Genomic DNA, 17,145 nt, shown 5'->3' on the forward strand with positions numbered 1-17,145 from the left:
CAGAAATTATCCGCAGTCCACCATGAGGTGCCGAGGACCGCGCAGCACCGGGTTGGGTCGGTACGGCGGCGGGTCCTCCACGAGGCGCGGGTTCGGGAGTCGGCGGATCAGTTCATTGAGCGCCATCTGACCTTCGAGCCGGGCGAGTGGTGCGCCGAAACAGCTGTGTATGCCGCTGCCCAAGCCGAGGTGCTGGTTGTCGGCGCGGTCGGGAACGAACCGATCGGGGTCGGTGAACCGCTCCGGATCCCGGTTGGCGGAGGCCAAAGCCAGGACGATCGGTGAACCCTTCGGCACGGTCACGCCACCGACCTCGATGTCGACGATAGGGGTTCGCTGGGGAACCAAATGGACGGGCGGTTCGAACCGCAGCAACTCCTCGACCGCCAGAGGCATCAGCTCCGGGTGGCGCTTCAGGCGGTCCAGCTCGCCCGGATTACGGAGCAGGGTGAGCATGCCATTGGTGATGAGATTGACGGTCGTCTCATGGCCGGCGATGAACAACATGATCGAATTGGTGACCAGCTCGAGGGTGTCGAGACCGCCCTCATGGCGATCGGCCGCCAACCCGGACAACATGTCGTCACCCGGAATCTTTCGGCGTTCCTCGATCAGCCCGGCCATGAACATGCCCATTTCCATCTGTGCCTGCTGAGCTGCCTTCATCTTCGCGTCGCTGTCCGAATCGCGGGTCGGTTCGATGGAGGCCACCAGCGCATCCGCCCACACGTGAAAACGCGGTTCCTCCTCACGGGGAACACCCAGCAGTCGGCAGATCACGGACACCGGGAAGGGGTACGCGAAGTCGTCGACGAGATCGATGCGGTCCTTTCCCTCGAGGTTGTCGACAAGGATGGACACGAGGTCCGCGAGTTCTCCGCGCATGGAGTCGACTCTGCCGGGCATGTGTGGCGGTCCGAACTGCCGCGTCGTCAACCGCCGAAGCCGGTCGTGCTCGGGCGGGTCCAAACGGATGAATGCCGGTCCACCGTTGTCGGCCCGATCGGCCCCGGGCATTCCTGCACGGCGGTTGTGCAAGTCGGAACTGATACGCGGATCGTGCAGCAACGCGGCGACGTGGTAATACCGTCCGACGAGGTAGGAACCGTTGTCCTGCAGCGCCGCCGGTGTCTCACGAAGTTCCTCGTACAAGGGATACGGGTTCGCTCGATTCGACTGGTCGGTGATACGTTCGAGTAACTGCGCACGCGACATGGCGAGTCTCCCTGTTACTTCGGTTACTTCGGTGCCGAGACGAACTCGACGTGGCGCTCGGTGGGCAGGTGTCCGGTCACAGACACGGTCGGGCCGTGGCTCAGAATGGCGGGGTCGGGCAGCTCCGACGACCGCACCTCCCAGGGATCGGTCCGGTCCATCACGGCGAAGTCGGGCGGAAAGGCAGCCGCCGATTCGATAAGGTCACGGTAGAAGTCCAGCCACCTGCCGTGGTTGAACGCGACTGCCGCGGTGAGGCGTCCACGGAAACCGTAGGCTGCTACGAATCGACGTTCCTCAACCGAACCCTGGGTGACGACCACCTGATCGGAATAGGTGGGGATACCAACCGATTTGATGTTGACCCCGAACTGACTGGACCAGAATGCAGGAATGTCGAGATGAGGGCGGCGGTGCAACCCCTCGTGGATCATGTTGTGGGCAGCCACTTCCGCTTGCCCGATGGCGTTGCCCCAATGCTCGAGCGCGATCAGTTGGTAGTCGTAGAGCGGATGTGGTTGCCGGGCAATGTCACCGGCCACGAAAACATTGTCGGTGACGAGCCCGTTGAGGTCGAACGCGCGGCAGCCGGCGTCGCAAGCCACTCCCCGTGGTCCCGCGGCGAGACCGGACCCGGCCAACCATTCGGTGTTCCGGATGCTGCCCTGAGCGACGACGGCCACATCGACGTCGAGGGCTGTTCCGTCCGACAGGTGTGCCCGGCGCAGTCGGCCCTGCCCGTCACCTTCCAATCGCGCAACGGTGATGCCGCAGCGTAGGTCGACACCGTGGTCGCGCTGCATGTCAGCCGCGACCGCCGCGACAACCCCGCCGAGGGCGCCCACCAGGGGTGCCGGTCCACGTTCGGTGACCGTGACCGACAACCCGCGCTCGCGGCACACCGATGCAATCTCCGAACCGGTGAATCCGGCGCCGATGACCAGCACATGACCGGGACCCGCAGACAGCCGTTCGTCGAGGCGCCGCGAGTCGTCCAGGGTACGAACCGTGAAGACACCGTCGAGGTCGCTTTCCTCCGGTTTCGGCCACGGGCGTGCCCGCACTCCGGTCGTGAGCAGAACCTTGTCGAAGGGGACGGTGTCGCCGTCGCCGAGTACGACCCGGTTGTCCTCGATGTCCAGCGCGATTGCCGGGACACCGAGTCGCCACTTCGCGTCGAGGTCGGTTCGAGCGGGCAGCGTCGCATGTTCGGGCGGCATGATCCCGAGCAACACCGCTTTCGACAATGGCGGCCGATCGTACGGTTCGTAGGGTTCGTCACCGATCATGGTCAGTGGGCCGTCGAACCCCAGTCGCCGTAACTCGTCCGCTGCGCGCAAGCCGGCGAGCGATGCACCGACGATAACGACCCGCATGTCACTGCCCATGCGACTGCGGCCGAATGTCGGTGGTGATGGCCTGCACCGGGCAGGCGGCCGCGGCCAGCGCGACCCGCTCGCGTTCGCCGTCGTCCGGTCCGGCGTCGTAGAGAAGGGACTCCTCGCCGTGCAGTGTGAAGACACGCGGTGCGAGAAATACGCACTGTGCGTATCCCTGACACCGATTGAGGTCGACGACGAGTTTCACGTCCATCACCCGATCCTGAACAGTTCCGTTGCCGAGGCGTCCACAGGGACAGCGCGGCGCACGGCCGCCCGTTCGAAACCGGCGAAAAAGCCGCCGGTTGTCAGTATCCCGGAGCGGACGGTCTGTACGGTTCGGATCCGCTGTTCTGGAGTTGTTCAGAACTGCCGTACCCATCCTCCCGCACGCGTGCGGGGAATACCGCCGAGTAGAACCCCGCGGTAAGAACGGCGGTTACAAGTAGTTTCAGAGCGGACGGATGTCACTGTCCGGAAACAACTTTGGCTGTTGCGGGGAAATGGGCGACGAATCGGCACCGATCGTGATGTGATGTGCCCACACATGATCGGAAAACGCCGAGCAGCGACAACTCAGGGGCGAAAGATTGACAATTGAAGCTCACCGCGACACCCGCGAAACGCGCCACCTTTCCGCGTTGGATGCAGCGATAGACATCCTGACCGACGCGCGAGGGGACTCGTACAGCCCGGACCAAGCATTCGACGAACTGCTCGACACCTCGATGCGACATCAGGTGGATATCGGAGACCTGGCGGAAGCACTTGGGGATCTTGCGGAGGGCGTAGATCCGCCCGACGGTCATCGCCGAGCACGCGAGGTGGCAGGCCGGGCGTGGGCCTCGATCCTCCACTGACCTCGATCCTCCACTGACCTCGATCCTCCACTGATTTCGATCAAGCGCTGAACGGGACTACGGCACGCGCGTCAGCCCGAGCACTCGATGCAGGTGCGGACGGCGGGAAGTGCGTCGAGCCGGACGTCGGCGATCGACCTCCCACACCGGATGCACGTGCCGTAGGTTCCGGCATCGAGTCGCGCCAGCGCGGCCGTCAGCTCCTCCACGTCCCGGCGTGCGTCGGCGAGCAGGGCCGAGACCTGGGCCCGTTCGAACGCGATGGTCGACCCTTCCGGATCGTGCTCGTCGTCGTCCGTGGTGAATTCCGATCCTTCGACGATGGCGGTGAAGCGCCTGCTCAGCGACGCGAGCCGGCGCTCCGCATCGGCCTGTTCGGCCAAAATCCGGGCGCGGTAGTCGGGAGCAGACGAGTCGAGCGTCACGGCGTCGTCCTCCGATGGTCGATGGAAGTGCTGGTGTCGACGGTATAACCCCTTCTACGGTGAGTCGGTGAAGAGACCCCTCATACGTATGTCACGGGCGGCCGCGAGTGTGACCGTAGCCTCCCTGACGCTGGTCGGCACGTGCCTCGCCGCCCCTTCCGCGTTCGCAGACGATGCCGCCGGGGCACCCGGTGATGTCGTGGAAGTGTTTCCGCTCCCATCCGCTCTATGGATTCCCGGTGCCGCCGACGCGCAGCGCATCACCTACTGGTCGATCGGCCCGGACGGCGATCCTGCACTCAGCACCGGGGCGATGTACGTGCCCCCCGGCGAGGCGCCCGACGGTGGCTGGCCGGTGGTCGCGTGGGCGCACGGCACTTCGGGTCTGGCCGATCACTGCGCTCCCTCTCTCGTCGGGCCGGGCCTGCCCGAGCGGGATTATCCGTATCTCGGGCGCTGGCTCGAGCAGGGATATGCCATCGTCTCCACCGACTATGTCGGGCTGGGCACGCCGGGAGTGATGCCCTATCTCGACGGCAAGGTAGAGGCGCACAGTGTCGTCGACTCCGTGAAGGCTGCGCGCGCCGTCGACGAATCGCTGTCGAACAAGTGGGTGGTGGTCGGCCAGTCTCAGGGCGGCGGCGCCGCTGTCATCACCGGGCGCTATGCGACGGAGTACGGCGGGAAGTCGCTCGACTACCGCGGCGCCGTCGGTACCGGCGTTCCCGCGAACATCGAGTTGGCATTGCTGCCGCTCGGTCCCGGAGTTCCCCCGACCGCCATTCCGGCAGGGCTCACGTCGTATCTGTTCTACATCCTGGCCGGCCTGCGCTCTGCTCATCCCGAGATCGGCCTCGACGCTTACCTCACCCCACTCGGTGCGCAGTATGTCGACGCCGCCGAGCAGTTGTGCGTCCACGAGATGCACGAGGCCGCGGAGGGGGTGATCGTCGGTGACCTCTTCAGCAAGCCGCTGAACGAGATCCCGAACTTCTACCCGTTGTTGGTGGACTACATGGGTGTGCCCACGAGTGGTTACGACCGCCCGCTGTTCATCGGGCAAGGACTCACCGACATCGACGTTCCTGCTCCTTCAGCGTTCTCCCTGGTGGCGGCACTCACCGCGAACGGTGAGCCGGTGACGTTCAAGACCTATCCCACCGATCACAGCGGCACGTTGATCGAGTCGCAGGCGGACACCATCCCGTTCGTGAGGGAACTCTTCGCCGGGTAGCGGCATGTGTGCAGATCTCGGACACTTGCTGCCCCGGACGCACGGCACTATGGCGTGGGTCACAGACTGTCAGTACGTTCAGGAGGGGTCGCGCGTCGTGTGCACGGCCCCGGAGAGGCCAAGGAGGCGAGGGTGGAATTCGGCGGCTCGACCGGGTCTGCGGCAATGCGGCCCGAAATCGCATTGTCGTGGAAGCGGTCGGCGCTCAGCGGCCTCGAACCGAGTTCGACACCGGACGCCGACCCCTGCAGCGACCTCGACGGATCCAGCCGGTTACTACAGGCCGCGCGGCCCATCCTCGCCGAAATGGATTCCCAGATCCAGGGCACCGGCTTTTGCGTTCTCCTCGCTGACCGCGACTGCCGCATAGTGGCCAGGCTCTTCGACGGGGCCAAGGTCGAACGGATGATCGACGCCGCCGGCGCTGTGCTGGGCACACGATTCGGTGAGGACTGTGTCGGCACGACAGCGCTGGGCACGCCGCTCGAGATCCGCCGTGGCGTCGTCATTCACCGCGACGAGCACTACCTCGAACGGTTCAAGGACTTCAGTTGTTACGGCCACCCCATCGTCCATCCAGCGACTCGCCGGGTGGAAGGCATCCTCGACATGACGGGGGTCGCCGCCCGGGCGAACCCGCTCTTCGCCCCGTTCCTCGCGCGCGCGGCGAGTGACATCGAACGACGCCTGCTCGAGGGGTCTCGGGTGTCACAACAGCGCCTGGTCGACGCGTTCCAGCGCATCTCGCCCCAGAATCAGCTCGCGGTCACCGCGATCGGCGAGGACATCCATCTCAGTAATCGGGTCGCGCTGGACCTTCTCCAGGTGGCCGACCATGCGACGCTCCGGAGCATGGTCGCAGATCTGCGTCCCGATCAGTCGAAGACGGCTCGTATTCGACTGTCGTCCGGCGAAGCAGCACTGGTGCAGGCCGACTACGTCGAGGGCACGGAGGGCGGGGCGGTGTTCGTCGTCCGCCCGGAGCATCGGACCAGCACGCCGATTCGTCGCGGGAGATTGGCGTCCAGTTCGGTGCTGCAGCGCAGCAGGTCTGAACTCGCACGGCTGCGGGACACCAGGGAACCGGTGGTCATCAGTGGTGAGCCGGGCACCGGCAGAACCACCGCGATTCGCGACCTCGCCGGTGACAAGTCGCTCGTATGTATGGACGCTGCCGGCATCGCGCTCGACGGCACGCAGCGATGGCTCGACAGGCTCGTCACGCTGGCATCCGGTTCGGTGGACGTTCTCGGGATCGAAGAGGTGCAGCTCCTGCCCGAGTCGATGCAACCGCTTCTCGCGAAGATGCTCGATTCGGAAGCAGGGCCGCGCATCGTCCTGACGAGTACACCCCTGGACAGTGTCCCACCGAGCGTTGCCGGGTTGATCGGTCGGTGTTCCGGACAGGTGGTGCTCCCGCCGTTGCGGCAACGCAGCCGCGAGTTCGCGGATATCGCGCAGGCGATTCTCGACTCGCTGGAACCCGGATTGCGCCTCACGGCAAGCACGATCGAAGCGCTCGTGGCCCGCGAGTGGCCCGGGAATCTCGCCGAGCTGTCCGTCGTCCTGCGGACTGCGGCGCGGCGACGCACCAGCGCGAACATCACTGTCTCCGATCTACCGGAGTCGTATCGGACGCCGCCGCGAGTGACCCGCCTCGCCGGACGTGAGCGCGCGGAGCGGCAGGCCATCATCGATGCGCTGCAGGAATGCGGGGGCAACAAAGTGCACGCCGCGAACGCGCTCGGTATCAGCCGCAGCACGCTGTACACCCGTATGCGCGCGCTGGATATCACTGTCTGACAGCGCTTCGCGAATACCGTCGTCGAACGGCGAAGTGTCCGGAGTCAGGACAGTTAGTGACATTGCCATCCGTGCACTATGGGCTACGTCACATTCACGACTTCGGAGGTTTTGATGACAGCGACGATCGAGCCGAGCCAGGCAGAACTCTTGCCGGCAGTACGGAACTTCCTGTCCGGTACCAAGAAATTCCTCGTCGGCGGGCAGTGGGTGGAATCGGCGACCGGTGAGACGTTCGAGACCATCGACCCGGCGGATGGTCAGGTCCTGACCACGGTAGCCCGCGGCGGAGCCGAGGACATCGATCGCGCAGTTCGCGCCGCCCGCAGGGCATTCGACGAAGGCCCCTGGCCGACCCTGAAGCCGAACGAGCGGGAACGTCTCATCTGGCGGGTCGGTGACATCCTCTCCGAACGCGCCGACGAGTTCGGCCAACTCGAGTCGCTCGACAACGGCAAGTCGGCGGGCATCGCTTCCGCCGTCGACGTCGCCTGGTCCGCGGACGTCTTCCGGTACTTCGCCGGCTGGGCCACCAAGATCGAGGGCAGCACGGTCAACGTGAGCATGCCTTTCGTCCCGGGCGGGCAGTTCCACGCCTACACCTTGCGTGAGCCCGTCGGTGTCTGCGGCCTCATCGTGCCCTGGAACTTCCCGCTGCTGATGGCCGCTTTCAAGCTGGCGCCCGCACTGGCGGCCGGCAACACGGTAATCCTCAAACCCGCCGAGCAGACACCACTGACCGCCCTGCTGCTCGGTGAAGTGTTCGAGGAGGCAGGCTTCCCGCCCGGTGTGGTCAACATCGTCACCGGGTACGGCGACGCCGGCGCGGCATTATCCGCCCACGACGACGTCGACAAGATCGCGTTCACCGGTTCCACGGAGGTGGGCAAGAAGATCGTCGACGCCGCCAAGGGCAACCTCAAGAAGGTGTCCCTCGAACTCGGGGGCAAGAGCGCCAACGTCGTGTTCGCGGACGCCGACTTCGACGCCGCAGTGACCGGTTCACTCAACGCCTGGCTGTTCAACCACGGCCAGTGCTGCGTCGCAGGAACCCGGATGTTCGTCGAGGACAGCATCTTCGACGACTTCACCGCTGCGGTGGCCGAGGCGGCGTCGCAGGTCAAGATCGGCCCCGGTCTCGATCCCACCACTCAGCTCGGACCGCTGGTGTCGCAGGAACAGTTCGACAAGGTGACCGGTTACCTGGCTGCGGGACTCGCCGACGGCGCACGCGCCCTCACCGGCGGAAAGCGCTGGGGCGAGAGCGGGTTCTACGTCGAACCGACCGTATTCGTCGACGTGAAACCCGAATTCAGCATCGTCGAGGAAGAGATTTTCGGCCCGGTCGTAGCCGCTTTGCCGTTCAACGCGCAGGAAGGTGTGGCCAAGGCCGCCAACAGCAGCATCTATGGCCTCGCCGCCGGAATCTGGACCAAGGACCTGTCCAAGGCGCACCTCACGGCCCGTCAGCTCAAGGCCGGTTCGGTATGGATCAACCAGTACAACGGTTTCGACACGGCAATGCCGTTCGGCGGGTACAAGCAGTCGGGCTGGGGTCGTGAGCTCGGTGCCACCGCCATCGACCTCTACACCCAGACCAAAGCCGTCAACATCGCACTCTGACCGTCACTCGTCGAGGAGAAGACATGAAGACAAAAGCAGCCGTCCTACTCGGACCGGGCAAGCCCTTCGAGATCATGGAACTCGAGCTGGACGGTCCGGGGCCGGGCGAGGTTCTCATCAAGTACACCGCCGCCGGTCTGTGCCATTCGGACCTGCACCTGACCGACGGTGACCTGCCGCCGCGCTACCCGATCGTCGGTGGGCACGAAGGTTCCGGCATCATCGAAGAAGTCGGGCCCGGGGTCACGAAGGTCAAGCCCGGCGACCACGTCGTCTGCAGCTTCATCCCGAACTGCGGAACGTGTCGCTACTGCGCCACCGGGCGTCAGAGCCTCTGCGACATGGGCGCGACCATCCTCGAAGGGTCGATGCCGGACGGATCGTTCCGATTCCATTCTGGCAAAGACGATTTCGGTGCCATGTGCATGCTCGGCACCTTCGCGGAGCGTGCCACCATCTCGCAGCACTCGGTGGTGAAGATCGACGAGTGGCTGCCGCTCGAGACTGCGGTCCTCGTGGGCTGCGGCGTCCCGTCGGGCTGGGGAACTGCGGTGTACGCGGGTGGCGTCCGGGCGGGCGACACCGTCGTCATCTACGGCATCGGCGGGCTCGGCATCAACGCCGTGCAGGGAGCGGTCAGTGCGGGAGCCAAATACGTCGTGGTCGTCGACCCGGTGCCCTTCAAGCGTGAGACGGCGCTGAAGTTCGGCGCCACACATGCATTCGCCGATGCCGCTGAGGCCGCCGCAAAGGTGAACGAGTTGACGTGGGGGCAGGGCGCGGATCAGGCACTGATTCTTGTCGGAACCGTCGACGAAGAGGTAGTGCAGAACGCGACCGCCGTCATCGGCAAGGGCGGCACCGTCGTCATCACCGGTCTCGCGGATCCCACCAAGTTGACGGTGCACGTGTCCGGCACCGACCTGACGCTGAACCAGAAAACGATCAAGGGAACCCTTTTCGGCTCCGCGAACCCGCAGTACGACATCGTCCGGCTGCTGCGCCTCTACGACGCCGGACAGCTGAAGCTCGACGAGCTGATCACCACCAAGTACACCCTCGAGCAGGTCAACGAGGGGTACCAGGACCTGCGGGACGGCAAGAACATCCGCGGCGTGATCGTGCACCAGTAGGCGGCTTCGCCGCTCGTGCGCCTTTCTGGTTGTGCTAGCTACCAGAAAGGCGCACGGGCGCGGAGCGCCACACGTCGGCGAGGAGGTCATACGACTTCAGCCAGGACTCGGTGTCCTCGGCCATCGAGGCGACGATCAGCTCGTCGGCCTGTGCGTGCTCGGCGAACTCGTCGAGGTACGCCTTGACCTCGGTCGGCGTTCCGACGGCGGAGTAGCGCACCATCTGGGTGATCTGCTGACCTGCGGGTGAGGTCATGATCAGGTCGACTTCCTCGGGCGTGAACTTCTGCCCGCGGCCGACCATCTGCACCACACGACGCCGCAGTGAGGACTCGAACTGCCGATGGGCCTCCTCGCTGGTGTCTGCGGCGATGGCATTGACGCCGGCGATGACGTACGGCTCCGCCAGCTGTTCGGACGGCTCGAAGCGCTCCCGGTACAGAGTCACGGCGTCGACCAGGGAGTCGGGGGAGAAGTGGGACGCGTTGGCGTAGGGGAGTCCGAGCTTGGCGGCGAGCTGAGCACCGAACAGCGAGGAACCGAGAATGTAGAGGGGGACGTTGGTGCCCTTGCCCGGGATCGCGTCGACCCCGGGAACCCGGGACTTGCCTGCCAGGTAGGCCTGGAGCTCGAGAACGTCCTGCGGGAATCGGTCGGCCGACGCCGGGTCGCGGCGCAGCGCGTACATCGTCTTCTGATCGCTACCGGGGGCGCGTCCGAGTCCGAGGTCGATGCGACCGGGGTGCAGGGTCTCGAGGGTGCCGAACTGTTCGGCGATGGTCAGCGGGGCGTGGTTGGGCAGCATGATGCCGCCCGCACCCAAACGAATGGTGCTGGTGTGTGCGGCGACGTGGGCGATGAGCACGCTCGTCGCGGATGACCCGATCGATGCCATGTTGTGGTGTTCGGCGTACCAGATGCGGCGGTAGCCGCGCGTCTCCGCGAGCTGGGCCAGCGCCACGCTCGCCTCGAAGCTGTTCCGCGCCGAGTCGCCCTCGCGGATATGGGCCAGATCCAGAATCGACAGCGCAGCACTCACGGACTTCGTCACCTTTCGTCACCGAACAGGCGCGAGACGTTAGCCTCGCGCACTACCTCCGAAGTCCAACCGCGGAGGCAGTGCGCGTATTCCTGGGTCAGCCGCCGACCAGAGGGCGGAGTGTGCGGCCGGTCAGCTCCACGATGCCGGGCTCGTGCCCGTTCACCACGAGGTTGAGGACGATGCCGTCGATGCCCTTGTCGAGAACGCGGGTCTGGATCTGCTCGGCCACCTCGTCCGGTGATCCGCAGAACTGCCGCTGGGTGGCCGCGGCTCGCTCTTCGTCGGAGGCGGTGGAGAGGTCGACGCCCTGCGTGAGCAGGAATTCGTGCTGGAGCTGTCGGGCGCGGTCACCGCTCTCGTCGATGATGACGAAAGCCAGGTAGCTGGTCTCGAGGGTGGAACGGTCGCGCCCGACCTCCTCGCAGCGTGCGTCCAGGGCCTCGAGCTTCCGCGGGATCTCCGCCGCGTTGCAGATGATGTTCAGGTGGTGTGCGTACTGGGCGGCCAGCCGGAACGTTTTCTTCTCGCCGGAACCGCCGAGGAGGATCGGCAGGTCGTTGCGGATCCGGGGTTCGTTGATGGCGTCTTCGACGTGGTACCACTTGCCGTCGAAGGTGGGACGCTCTCCCTGCAGCATCGGCGCAATGATCTGCAGTGCCTCGTCGAGGCGCTCGAAGCGGTCGGTGAACGTTCCGAATTCGTACCCGAACTGGCGGTGTTCGAGTTCGAACCAGCCGGCCCCGATACCGAGGACGGCGCGGCCGCCGCTGACGACGTCCAGTGTGGACACCGTCTTCGCGAGCATGGGTGGGTTGCGGTACGTGTTGCCGGTGACGAGCGCGGACAACTGAATGGTCTCGGTGGCCGTGGCGAGAGCGCCGAGGGCGGTGTAGGCCTCGAGCATCGGCTCGTCGGGCTTGCCTATCCCGGGCAACTGGTAGAAGTGGTCCATCACGAACGCGGTGTCGAAGCCGGCTGACTCGGCCTCGCGCGCCTGCGCGATGACCGTCGGGAAGAGATCCGCGACGGAGTCGGAGTAACTGAAGTTCGGCATTTGGTAACCAAGGCGAATAGTCACGCGCTCGACGCTACCCGGATCGCGGCGAAGGCACCCCTTTTATTTCGAGGTGGTACTTGTGCACCCTGGGGTGACTGGTGAGGGGTGCGGCAGGCGCGCACACTTGTGGCAATGACCACCGCCCTGCCCTTGACCGCCGCGCAGCGGTCCATCTGGTTCGCGCAGCAGCTCACGCCGGAGATCCCGTACGTCATCGCCCACTACGCCGAGCTGCACGGGCCTGTCGACCTGGCTGTTCTCGGTGACTGCACCCGTCGCGCGCATCTCGAATTCGGTTGGGGAGCAATCCGTCTCCTGGATGTCGACGGGCAGCCACATCAGGTGGTCGACCCGACTGTGGTCGATCGGGTGCCCACTACCGACTTGAGTGACGAGAACGACCCCGTCGAAGCGGCCCACCGGTGGATGCACCACGACCGAAGCGCGCGCACGGACATGTACGACGGGTCGCTCCTCGCGTCACATATTCTGCAACTGGGAGACGAGCACTACTACTGGTACTCGCGAGCGCACCACATCGCGTCGGACGGGTACGCCGCGATGATGCTGATGAGCCGCACCGCCGAGCTGTACGTCGCCGCTGTCGCGGGCAGGGAACCGCCGGACTGCCGCGCCGTGGGACCGGATCGCGTCATCCAGGAGGACGCCGCCTACCGCACCTCCACCCGGTTCGTCCGGGACCGCGACTACTGGCGGGAGCAGGGCAGCGATCTCCCTACGGTCGTCGGATTGAGCGGACGCGCCGCGCGTTCCTGCCCGACCGCCCGGACTGCGACCGGACACGCGGCTCGAAGCGTGAGTTCGCGCAATTCCACGGCGGTGACGGTCGCCGCCTTCGCCTCGTACCTCGCCAGGATGACCGGCAACGACGACGTGGTGCTCTCCCTGCCGGTATCGGCGAGAACGACGGCCCGTCTGCGGACTTCAGGAGGATGCGTCTCCAACGTCATTCCGTTGCGACTCAGGGGTATCGGCTCGGGCACGGTTCGGAATGCGGTGGCAATGACCGAGGCTGCAGTGACGGCGGCCCTGCGCCACCAGCGCTACCGCCGCGAGGACATCGGCCGCGACCTCGCCTCGGGCGGAGTGGAACTCATGCATTTCGGCCCGGTGATCAACCTCATGATGTTCAAGAAGATCACGCTGGGCGCCGTGCAGGCAACGGTTCGGGTCCTCACCACCGGTCCGGTCGCCGACCTCGCCGTCAACATCTATCCGGGATCGTCGGAGCGTGCCGCCCGAATCGACTTCGAGGGGAACTCGTCCCTGTACGGTCAGGCGGAACTGGCCGGGCACCACAACCGATTCCTCGCCTTCCTCGACCGGTTCACCGCCTCGATCGAGTCGGAATGCCTGATCTCCGATCTCGACGTCTTCCTTGCCGGTGAACACGAGAAATTAGCCCCCGCGCAGGGGCTTCCGGATGTCGTCCCGATGACACTGGACCGTCTCCTCGCGGGGTCCGTCGCCGATGATCCCGAGGCTGTCGCGATACGCGACCGGGGGCGTGAGCTGTCCTACGGTGACCTGGACCGCGTCGCCGACCGGCTCGCTCGGGAGCTGATCGGCAGGGGTATCGGTCCCGAGAGCTTCGTCGCAGTCTCCGTCCCCCGGTCCCTCGAATCGGTGCTGGCGTTGTGGGCGGTCGCGAAGGCCGGCGCGGCCTATGTTCCGATCGACCCGGCACATCCGAGCGCCCGTGTCGCCTATTGCCTGGCCGACTGCGGCGCGACGCTCGGGTTGACCGTTCGTTCGGAGCTCGATCGTCTACCCGACACGGTTGATTGGCTGACTATCGATATCGATAACCCCGAAGAGTATTGTCCGAGAACATTGTCCGGGACGACGAGCAATGTGGAACGAGTGAGTCCCCTGCGTCTGGACCACCCCGCCTATCTGATCTACACATCCGGGTCGACCGGGGCGCCGAAGGGCGTCGTCGTCACGCACCGCGGTCTCGCCAATCTGGCGCAGGAGATTCGGGACAAGTATGCGGTGTCCACTCGTTCTCGTGTTCTGCATTTCGCCTCACCGAGTTTCGACACCGCGCTCGTCGAAGTGCTCGCGGCGTGTATCGGAGGCGCAACGCTCGTCGTGACCCCTCCCGGCCACTTCGGCGGCGACGAGCTGTCGCGATTGCTGCGCGAGGAACACGTCACCCACCTGTTGACGACGCCCTCCGCCCTGGCGGCGATCGACTCCGCCGCGAAAAACGAGCTGGAGTTGGTGCTGGTCGGAGGCGAAGTGCTGTCCCCGGAGTTGGTGCGACGCTGGGCTGGTGGCCGAGAGATGCGCAACGCGTACGGTCCGACGGAGACGACATGCAGTGTCACTCTGACGGAGCCGATGTCGCCGGACGGAAGAGTGACGATCGGCGGTCTCATGCGCGGTGTGGACGCGGTAGTTCTCGATCATCGCCTGCGTCCGCTGCCGCCGGGTGCGGCCGGTGAGCTCTACCTCACCACGGCAGGCCTCGCCCGGGGATACCATCGGCGGTGCGACCTGACCGCCGCACGATTCGTCGCCGATCCGTTCGGCGACAGCGGATCCCGCATGTTTCGCACCGGCGATGTGGTGCGCTGGACGGTGTCGGGGACTCTCGAGTTTCTCGACAGGGCCGACGACCAGATCAAGATCCGTGGGTTCCGGGTCGAGCTGGGTGAAATCAACGCCACGTTGAACACTTATCCGGGCGTCACCTATGCCACGACGATGGTGCACAGGAACTCGGTTGGCGATCCGAACCTCGTGTCCTATGTCATGGTCGAGGGAAACGCGCCGATCGATCGGGAAGCGTTGAAAACGCACGCGGCGCGATTCCTGCCGGACTACATGATTCCGAAATCGTTCATGCTCGTGCATTCGATTCCGTTGACACCGACGGGAAAGCTCGACCGGTCGGCGCTACCCGTTCCGGAGTTCGGCTCGGATTCGGTGCCTCATCGCGACCCGGAGACACTCGCCGAGCACTGCGTCGCCCGGGTTTTCTCCCGAGTACTAGGGGTGGATTCGGTGGGCGCCGACGATTCCTTCTTCGACCTGAGCGGCGACTCGTTGTCGGCCATCCGAGTGGTCGGGACGCTCAACGCCGAGCTGGGCACAACGCTGGGTGTGCGAGAACTGTTCGATGCACCGACGGTCGCAGCACTCGCACTGTCGATTACGGACGCTTGTGAACACCCGTCGCGAACTCAGGCGCTGGGGGCACCGAGATTGGGCGTCGCAGGATTCCAAGGCGGCCAGGGGATGCCCGAGCTCGTGCCGCTGTCTCCCTCTCAACAATTCATCGACCGCACGCTCGTGGATCCCGCTCTCCACAACATCCCCTTCACGGTACGAGTGCGTGGGCCGTTCGATGCCGAAGCATTGCAGTCGGCGATGGCAGACGTCCTCCACCGGCATCGCTCGCTGAGAACCGTGTATCCGGACTCGCCGGCGGGTCCGTACCAGCGCGTGCTCGACGTGGTCGACGCCGTGCCCGACCTGTCGCCGGTGCCCGCCGACGACACGGATGCGGAGGACCAGACATCGGACCTGCTGACGGCGGGATTCGACGTGCGCCGCGACCCTCCGCTCCGCGCCCGGCTCTTCCGTCTGGGCGACCACGACCACCTCTTGTCCTGCGTCCTCCATCACATCTGCGCGGACGGATGGTCCCTGGCTCCCTTGGCGCGCGACCTCGCCGACTCCTACCGTTCCCGGGCGATGGGCGGTGAACCCCAGTGGGAGCCTCCGGCCGTGCACTATGCGGACTACACCATGTGGCGTCGAACGATGCTCGGGGACGAGAACGACCCCGGCAGTGTCGCGTCGAAGCAGATCGGCCACTGGACGAAGGAACTGTCGGGCCTTCGCGGAGAACTCGCGCTGCCCACCGACCGCCCCCGGCCGCACCGGTGGACCTATCGAGCGGGGCGACTTCCGTTCACCCTCGACGAGCATGCGCATCGGGGGCTGCTCGCCACCGCGCACGAACACCACGCCAGCCTCTTCACGGCGCTCAGGTCGGCCGTGGCGGTACTGCTCGCCCGGCTCAGCGGCGATCCCGACATCGCGATCGGGACCCCGATCGCGGGCCGCGGGGATCCGGTGCTCGACGACGTGGTGGGAATGTTCGTCAACACACTGGTTCTGCGAACTCGGGTCGACCCGAGCATGACACTGTCCGACATCGTCGATCGATCCCGCGACGTGGAGCTCCGTGCGCTGGCGAATGCGGATGTGCAATTCGAACGGCTCGTCGAGGTACTCGACCCACCTCGGTCGGGGTCGCTGCACCCGCTCTTCCAAGTGGCGCTGTCGCTGAACAACTTCGCTCCGGCGGCCTTCGACGTCTCCGGGCTCGACTTCGAGGTGACTCCGCGGCCACTCGACATCGCCAAGTGCGATCTCCACTTCCACTTCACCGAGCGACACGACGCCGACGGAAAGCCCACCGGGATCGACGCCGAACTCGTGTATTCCGCCGACCTCTACGACGCCTCCACCGCACAGGATTTCGTCGACACGCTGCATACCATCGTCGACCCGATTGGTAGGTGACCTCACGGAATCGGCGTGATAGAGATACCTCATGAGCGGAATCCGGAGAATTGGTCGGGGAGTAGCGCTCGCGGCGGTCGTCCTCGCGCTGGCCGCCTGCTCCGGCCAGGAAGGAACGGCGGTTAGTGAGCCGTCGACAACGACGGTAGCCCCGGCTTCGGACACGGCAGGCGCCGAGGCGACGACGCCCGCGAGCCTGCCGTACACGGAGACCGAGCTGCGGGTCGACGGTTCCACCGGCCACGTCACCTACGACGTCGTCATCCCACAGATCGAGGGCGGAAACTCGGCGGTCACCGCCGAGTTCAACGAATCGATGCGGGCCGCACTCCAGGACCAGATCGACGGTTCGGGCACCGACGCCTTCACACTGAGCAGCCAGGAGCACCAAGTCGCGCACATCGGTGAGCACGTGATCAGCGGGTTGCTGGTGACATCGTGGAACGCCGATCCACCCGGTGCGCATCCCACCCCGATCGTCGCGACGGTGGTCGTGAACGCCGACACGGCCGCGCCGATCACGCTCGCCGATCTCTTCCCAGATCTGGATGCCGGTCTACGGAGGTTGTCCGAGCACTGCGCAACCCTGCTGCCGGCCACGGCTGCCGGCCCTGAGTTCGACCGCACCGGCATCGAGCCCGTCGAAAAGAACTTCGCCAACTGGCTCGCGACCCCCGCCGGGATGGAAATTCACTTCGACGACTATCAGGTGGGGCCGCACGCCGTCGGGCTGGTGATCGTCACCGTCCCCTGGGACGTTCTCGGTGACGTGGTCGATCCGCAGCTGGCCGACGTGGTGTCGAGTTAGTCC

13 protein-coding genes are annotated in these 17,145 nt (G+C 65.6%); 7 read left to right on the forward strand and 6 right to left on the reverse strand.

Going from position 1 to position 17,145, the window contains the following annotated elements; all coding sequences use genetic code 11:
* Positions 1-6: 6 nt before the first annotated feature.
* From L1080_RS29105 to L1080_RS29115, 3 genes are read right to left on the reverse strand one after another with little or no spacing between them, the layout of a single operon-like run.
* Complete coding sequence (locus L1080_RS29105; RefSeq protein ID WP_250767682.1) at positions 7-1,215, reverse strand: cytochrome P450; 1,209 nt, start codon at positions 1,213-1,215, stop codon at positions 7-9.
* Positions 1,216-1,238: 23 nt separating this feature from the next.
* Positions 1,239-2,603, reverse strand: coding sequence for an NAD(P)/FAD-dependent oxidoreductase (locus tag L1080_RS29110; protein WP_308202110.1), 1,365 nt, complete (start codon positions 2,601-2,603; stop codon positions 1,239-1,241).
* A complete protein-coding gene (locus L1080_RS29115) occupies positions 2,593-2,811 on the reverse strand; it encodes a ferredoxin (protein ID WP_250767688.1) in 219 nt (72 codons plus the stop codon). Before L1080_RS29115 ends, L1080_RS29110 begins: the two co-directional genes overlap by 11 nt.
* Before the next feature lie 424 nt (positions 2,812-3,235).
* Here L1080_RS29115 and L1080_RS29120 point away from each other — a divergent pair, with 424 nt between their 5' ends.
* A complete protein-coding gene (locus L1080_RS29120) occupies positions 3,236-3,454 on the forward strand; it encodes an ANTAR domain-containing protein (protein ID WP_250767691.1) in 219 nt (72 codons plus the stop codon).
* A gap of 71 nt (positions 3,455-3,525) precedes the next feature.
* Here L1080_RS29120 and L1080_RS29125 read toward each other — a convergent pair whose 3' ends face one another.
* The gene (locus L1080_RS29125) at positions 3,526-3,879 is read right to left on the reverse strand and encodes a TraR/DksA family transcriptional regulator (RefSeq protein ID WP_250767694.1); all 354 of its coding nucleotides are present in this window, start codon (positions 3,877-3,879) and stop codon (positions 3,526-3,528) included.
* 88 nt (positions 3,880-3,967) lie between these two features.
* On the opposite strand from L1080_RS29125, the gene L1080_RS29130 reads away from it, so the two are divergent.
* From L1080_RS29130 to L1080_RS29145, 4 genes are all read left to right on the forward strand, one after another.
* Complete coding sequence (locus tag L1080_RS29130) at positions 3,968-5,113, forward strand: lipase family protein (RefSeq protein WP_250767881.1); 1,146 nt, start codon at positions 3,968-3,970, stop codon at positions 5,111-5,113.
* Positions 5,114-5,278: 165 nt separating this feature from the next.
* A complete protein-coding gene (locus L1080_RS29135) occupies positions 5,279-6,916 on the forward strand; it encodes a sigma-54-dependent Fis family transcriptional regulator (RefSeq protein WP_250767884.1) in 1,638 nt (545 codons plus the stop codon).
* Positions 6,917-7,030: 114 nt separating this feature from the next.
* A complete protein-coding gene (locus L1080_RS29140) occupies positions 7,031-8,539 on the forward strand; it encodes an aldehyde dehydrogenase family protein (RefSeq protein ID WP_250767697.1) in 1,509 nt (502 codons plus the stop codon).
* Positions 8,540-8,562: 23 nt separating this feature from the next.
* Complete coding sequence (locus tag L1080_RS29145) at positions 8,563-9,672, forward strand: NDMA-dependent alcohol dehydrogenase (protein WP_159923341.1); 1,110 nt, start codon at positions 8,563-8,565, stop codon at positions 9,670-9,672.
* A gap of 34 nt (positions 9,673-9,706) precedes the next feature.
* On the opposite strand, the gene L1080_RS29150 is transcribed toward L1080_RS29145, so the two are convergent.
* Together L1080_RS29150 and L1080_RS29155 are read right to left on the reverse strand one after the other, a co-directional pair.
* Positions 9,707-10,711, reverse strand: a complete 1,005-nt coding sequence (locus L1080_RS29150) for an LLM class flavin-dependent oxidoreductase (RefSeq protein WP_159923343.1) — start codon at positions 10,709-10,711, stop codon at positions 9,707-9,709.
* A gap of 97 nt (positions 10,712-10,808) precedes the next feature.
* Positions 10,809-11,792, reverse strand: a complete 984-nt coding sequence (locus L1080_RS29155; RefSeq protein ID WP_159923345.1) for an LLM class F420-dependent oxidoreductase — start codon at positions 11,790-11,792, stop codon at positions 10,809-10,811.
* Between the two features lie 111 nt (positions 11,793-11,903).
* On the opposite strand from L1080_RS29155, the gene L1080_RS29160 reads away from it, so the two are divergent.
* Positions 11,904-16,334 carry an amino acid adenylation domain-containing protein gene (locus L1080_RS29160; protein ID WP_250767700.1) on the forward strand — a complete coding sequence of 1,477 codons (4,431 nt, stop codon included), beginning with the start codon at positions 11,904-11,906 and terminating at the stop codon, positions 16,332-16,334.
* 31 nt (positions 16,335-16,365) lie between these two features.
* Entirely contained in the window at positions 16,366-17,142 is a 777-nt protein-coding gene (locus tag L1080_RS29165; RefSeq protein WP_250767703.1) for an RsiV family protein, read from the forward strand.
* Positions 17,143-17,145: the final 3 nt, after the last annotated feature.

The organism is Rhodococcus sp. MSC1_016, assembly GCF_023667485.2.
Taxonomy (GTDB): Bacteria; Actinomycetota; Actinomycetes; order Mycobacteriales; family Mycobacteriaceae; genus Rhodococcus_F; species Rhodococcus_F oxybenzonivorans.

Bases quoted from the DNA above. Each gene is read 5' to 3' on its own strand.
- L1080_RS29105 (WP_250767682.1), bottom strand. From the start codon at position 1,215: ATGTCGCGTGCGCAGTTACTCGAACGTATCACCGACCAGTCGAATCGA.
- L1080_RS29110 (WP_308202110.1), bottom strand. From the start codon at position 2,603: ATGGGCAGTGACATGCGGGTCGTTATCGTCGGTGCATCGCTCGCCGGC.
- L1080_RS29130 (WP_250767881.1), top strand. From the start codon at position 3,968: ATGTCACGGGCGGCCGCGAGTGTGACCGTAGCCTCCCTGACGCTGGTC.
- L1080_RS29135 (WP_250767884.1), top strand. From the start codon at position 5,279: ATGCGGCCCGAAATCGCATTGTCGTGGAAGCGGTCGGCGCTCAGCGGC.
- L1080_RS29140 (WP_250767697.1), top strand. From the start codon at position 7,031: ATGACAGCGACGATCGAGCCGAGCCAGGCAGAACTCTTGCCGGCAGTA.
- L1080_RS29145 (WP_159923341.1), top strand. From the start codon at position 8,563: ATGAAGACAAAAGCAGCCGTCCTACTCGGACCGGGCAAGCCCTTCGAG.
- L1080_RS29160 (WP_250767700.1), top strand. From the start codon at position 11,904: ATGACCACCGCCCTGCCCTTGACCGCCGCGCAGCGGTCCATCTGGTTC.
- L1080_RS29165 (WP_250767703.1), top strand. From the start codon at position 16,366: ATGAGCGGAATCCGGAGAATTGGTCGGGGAGTAGCGCTCGCGGCGGTC.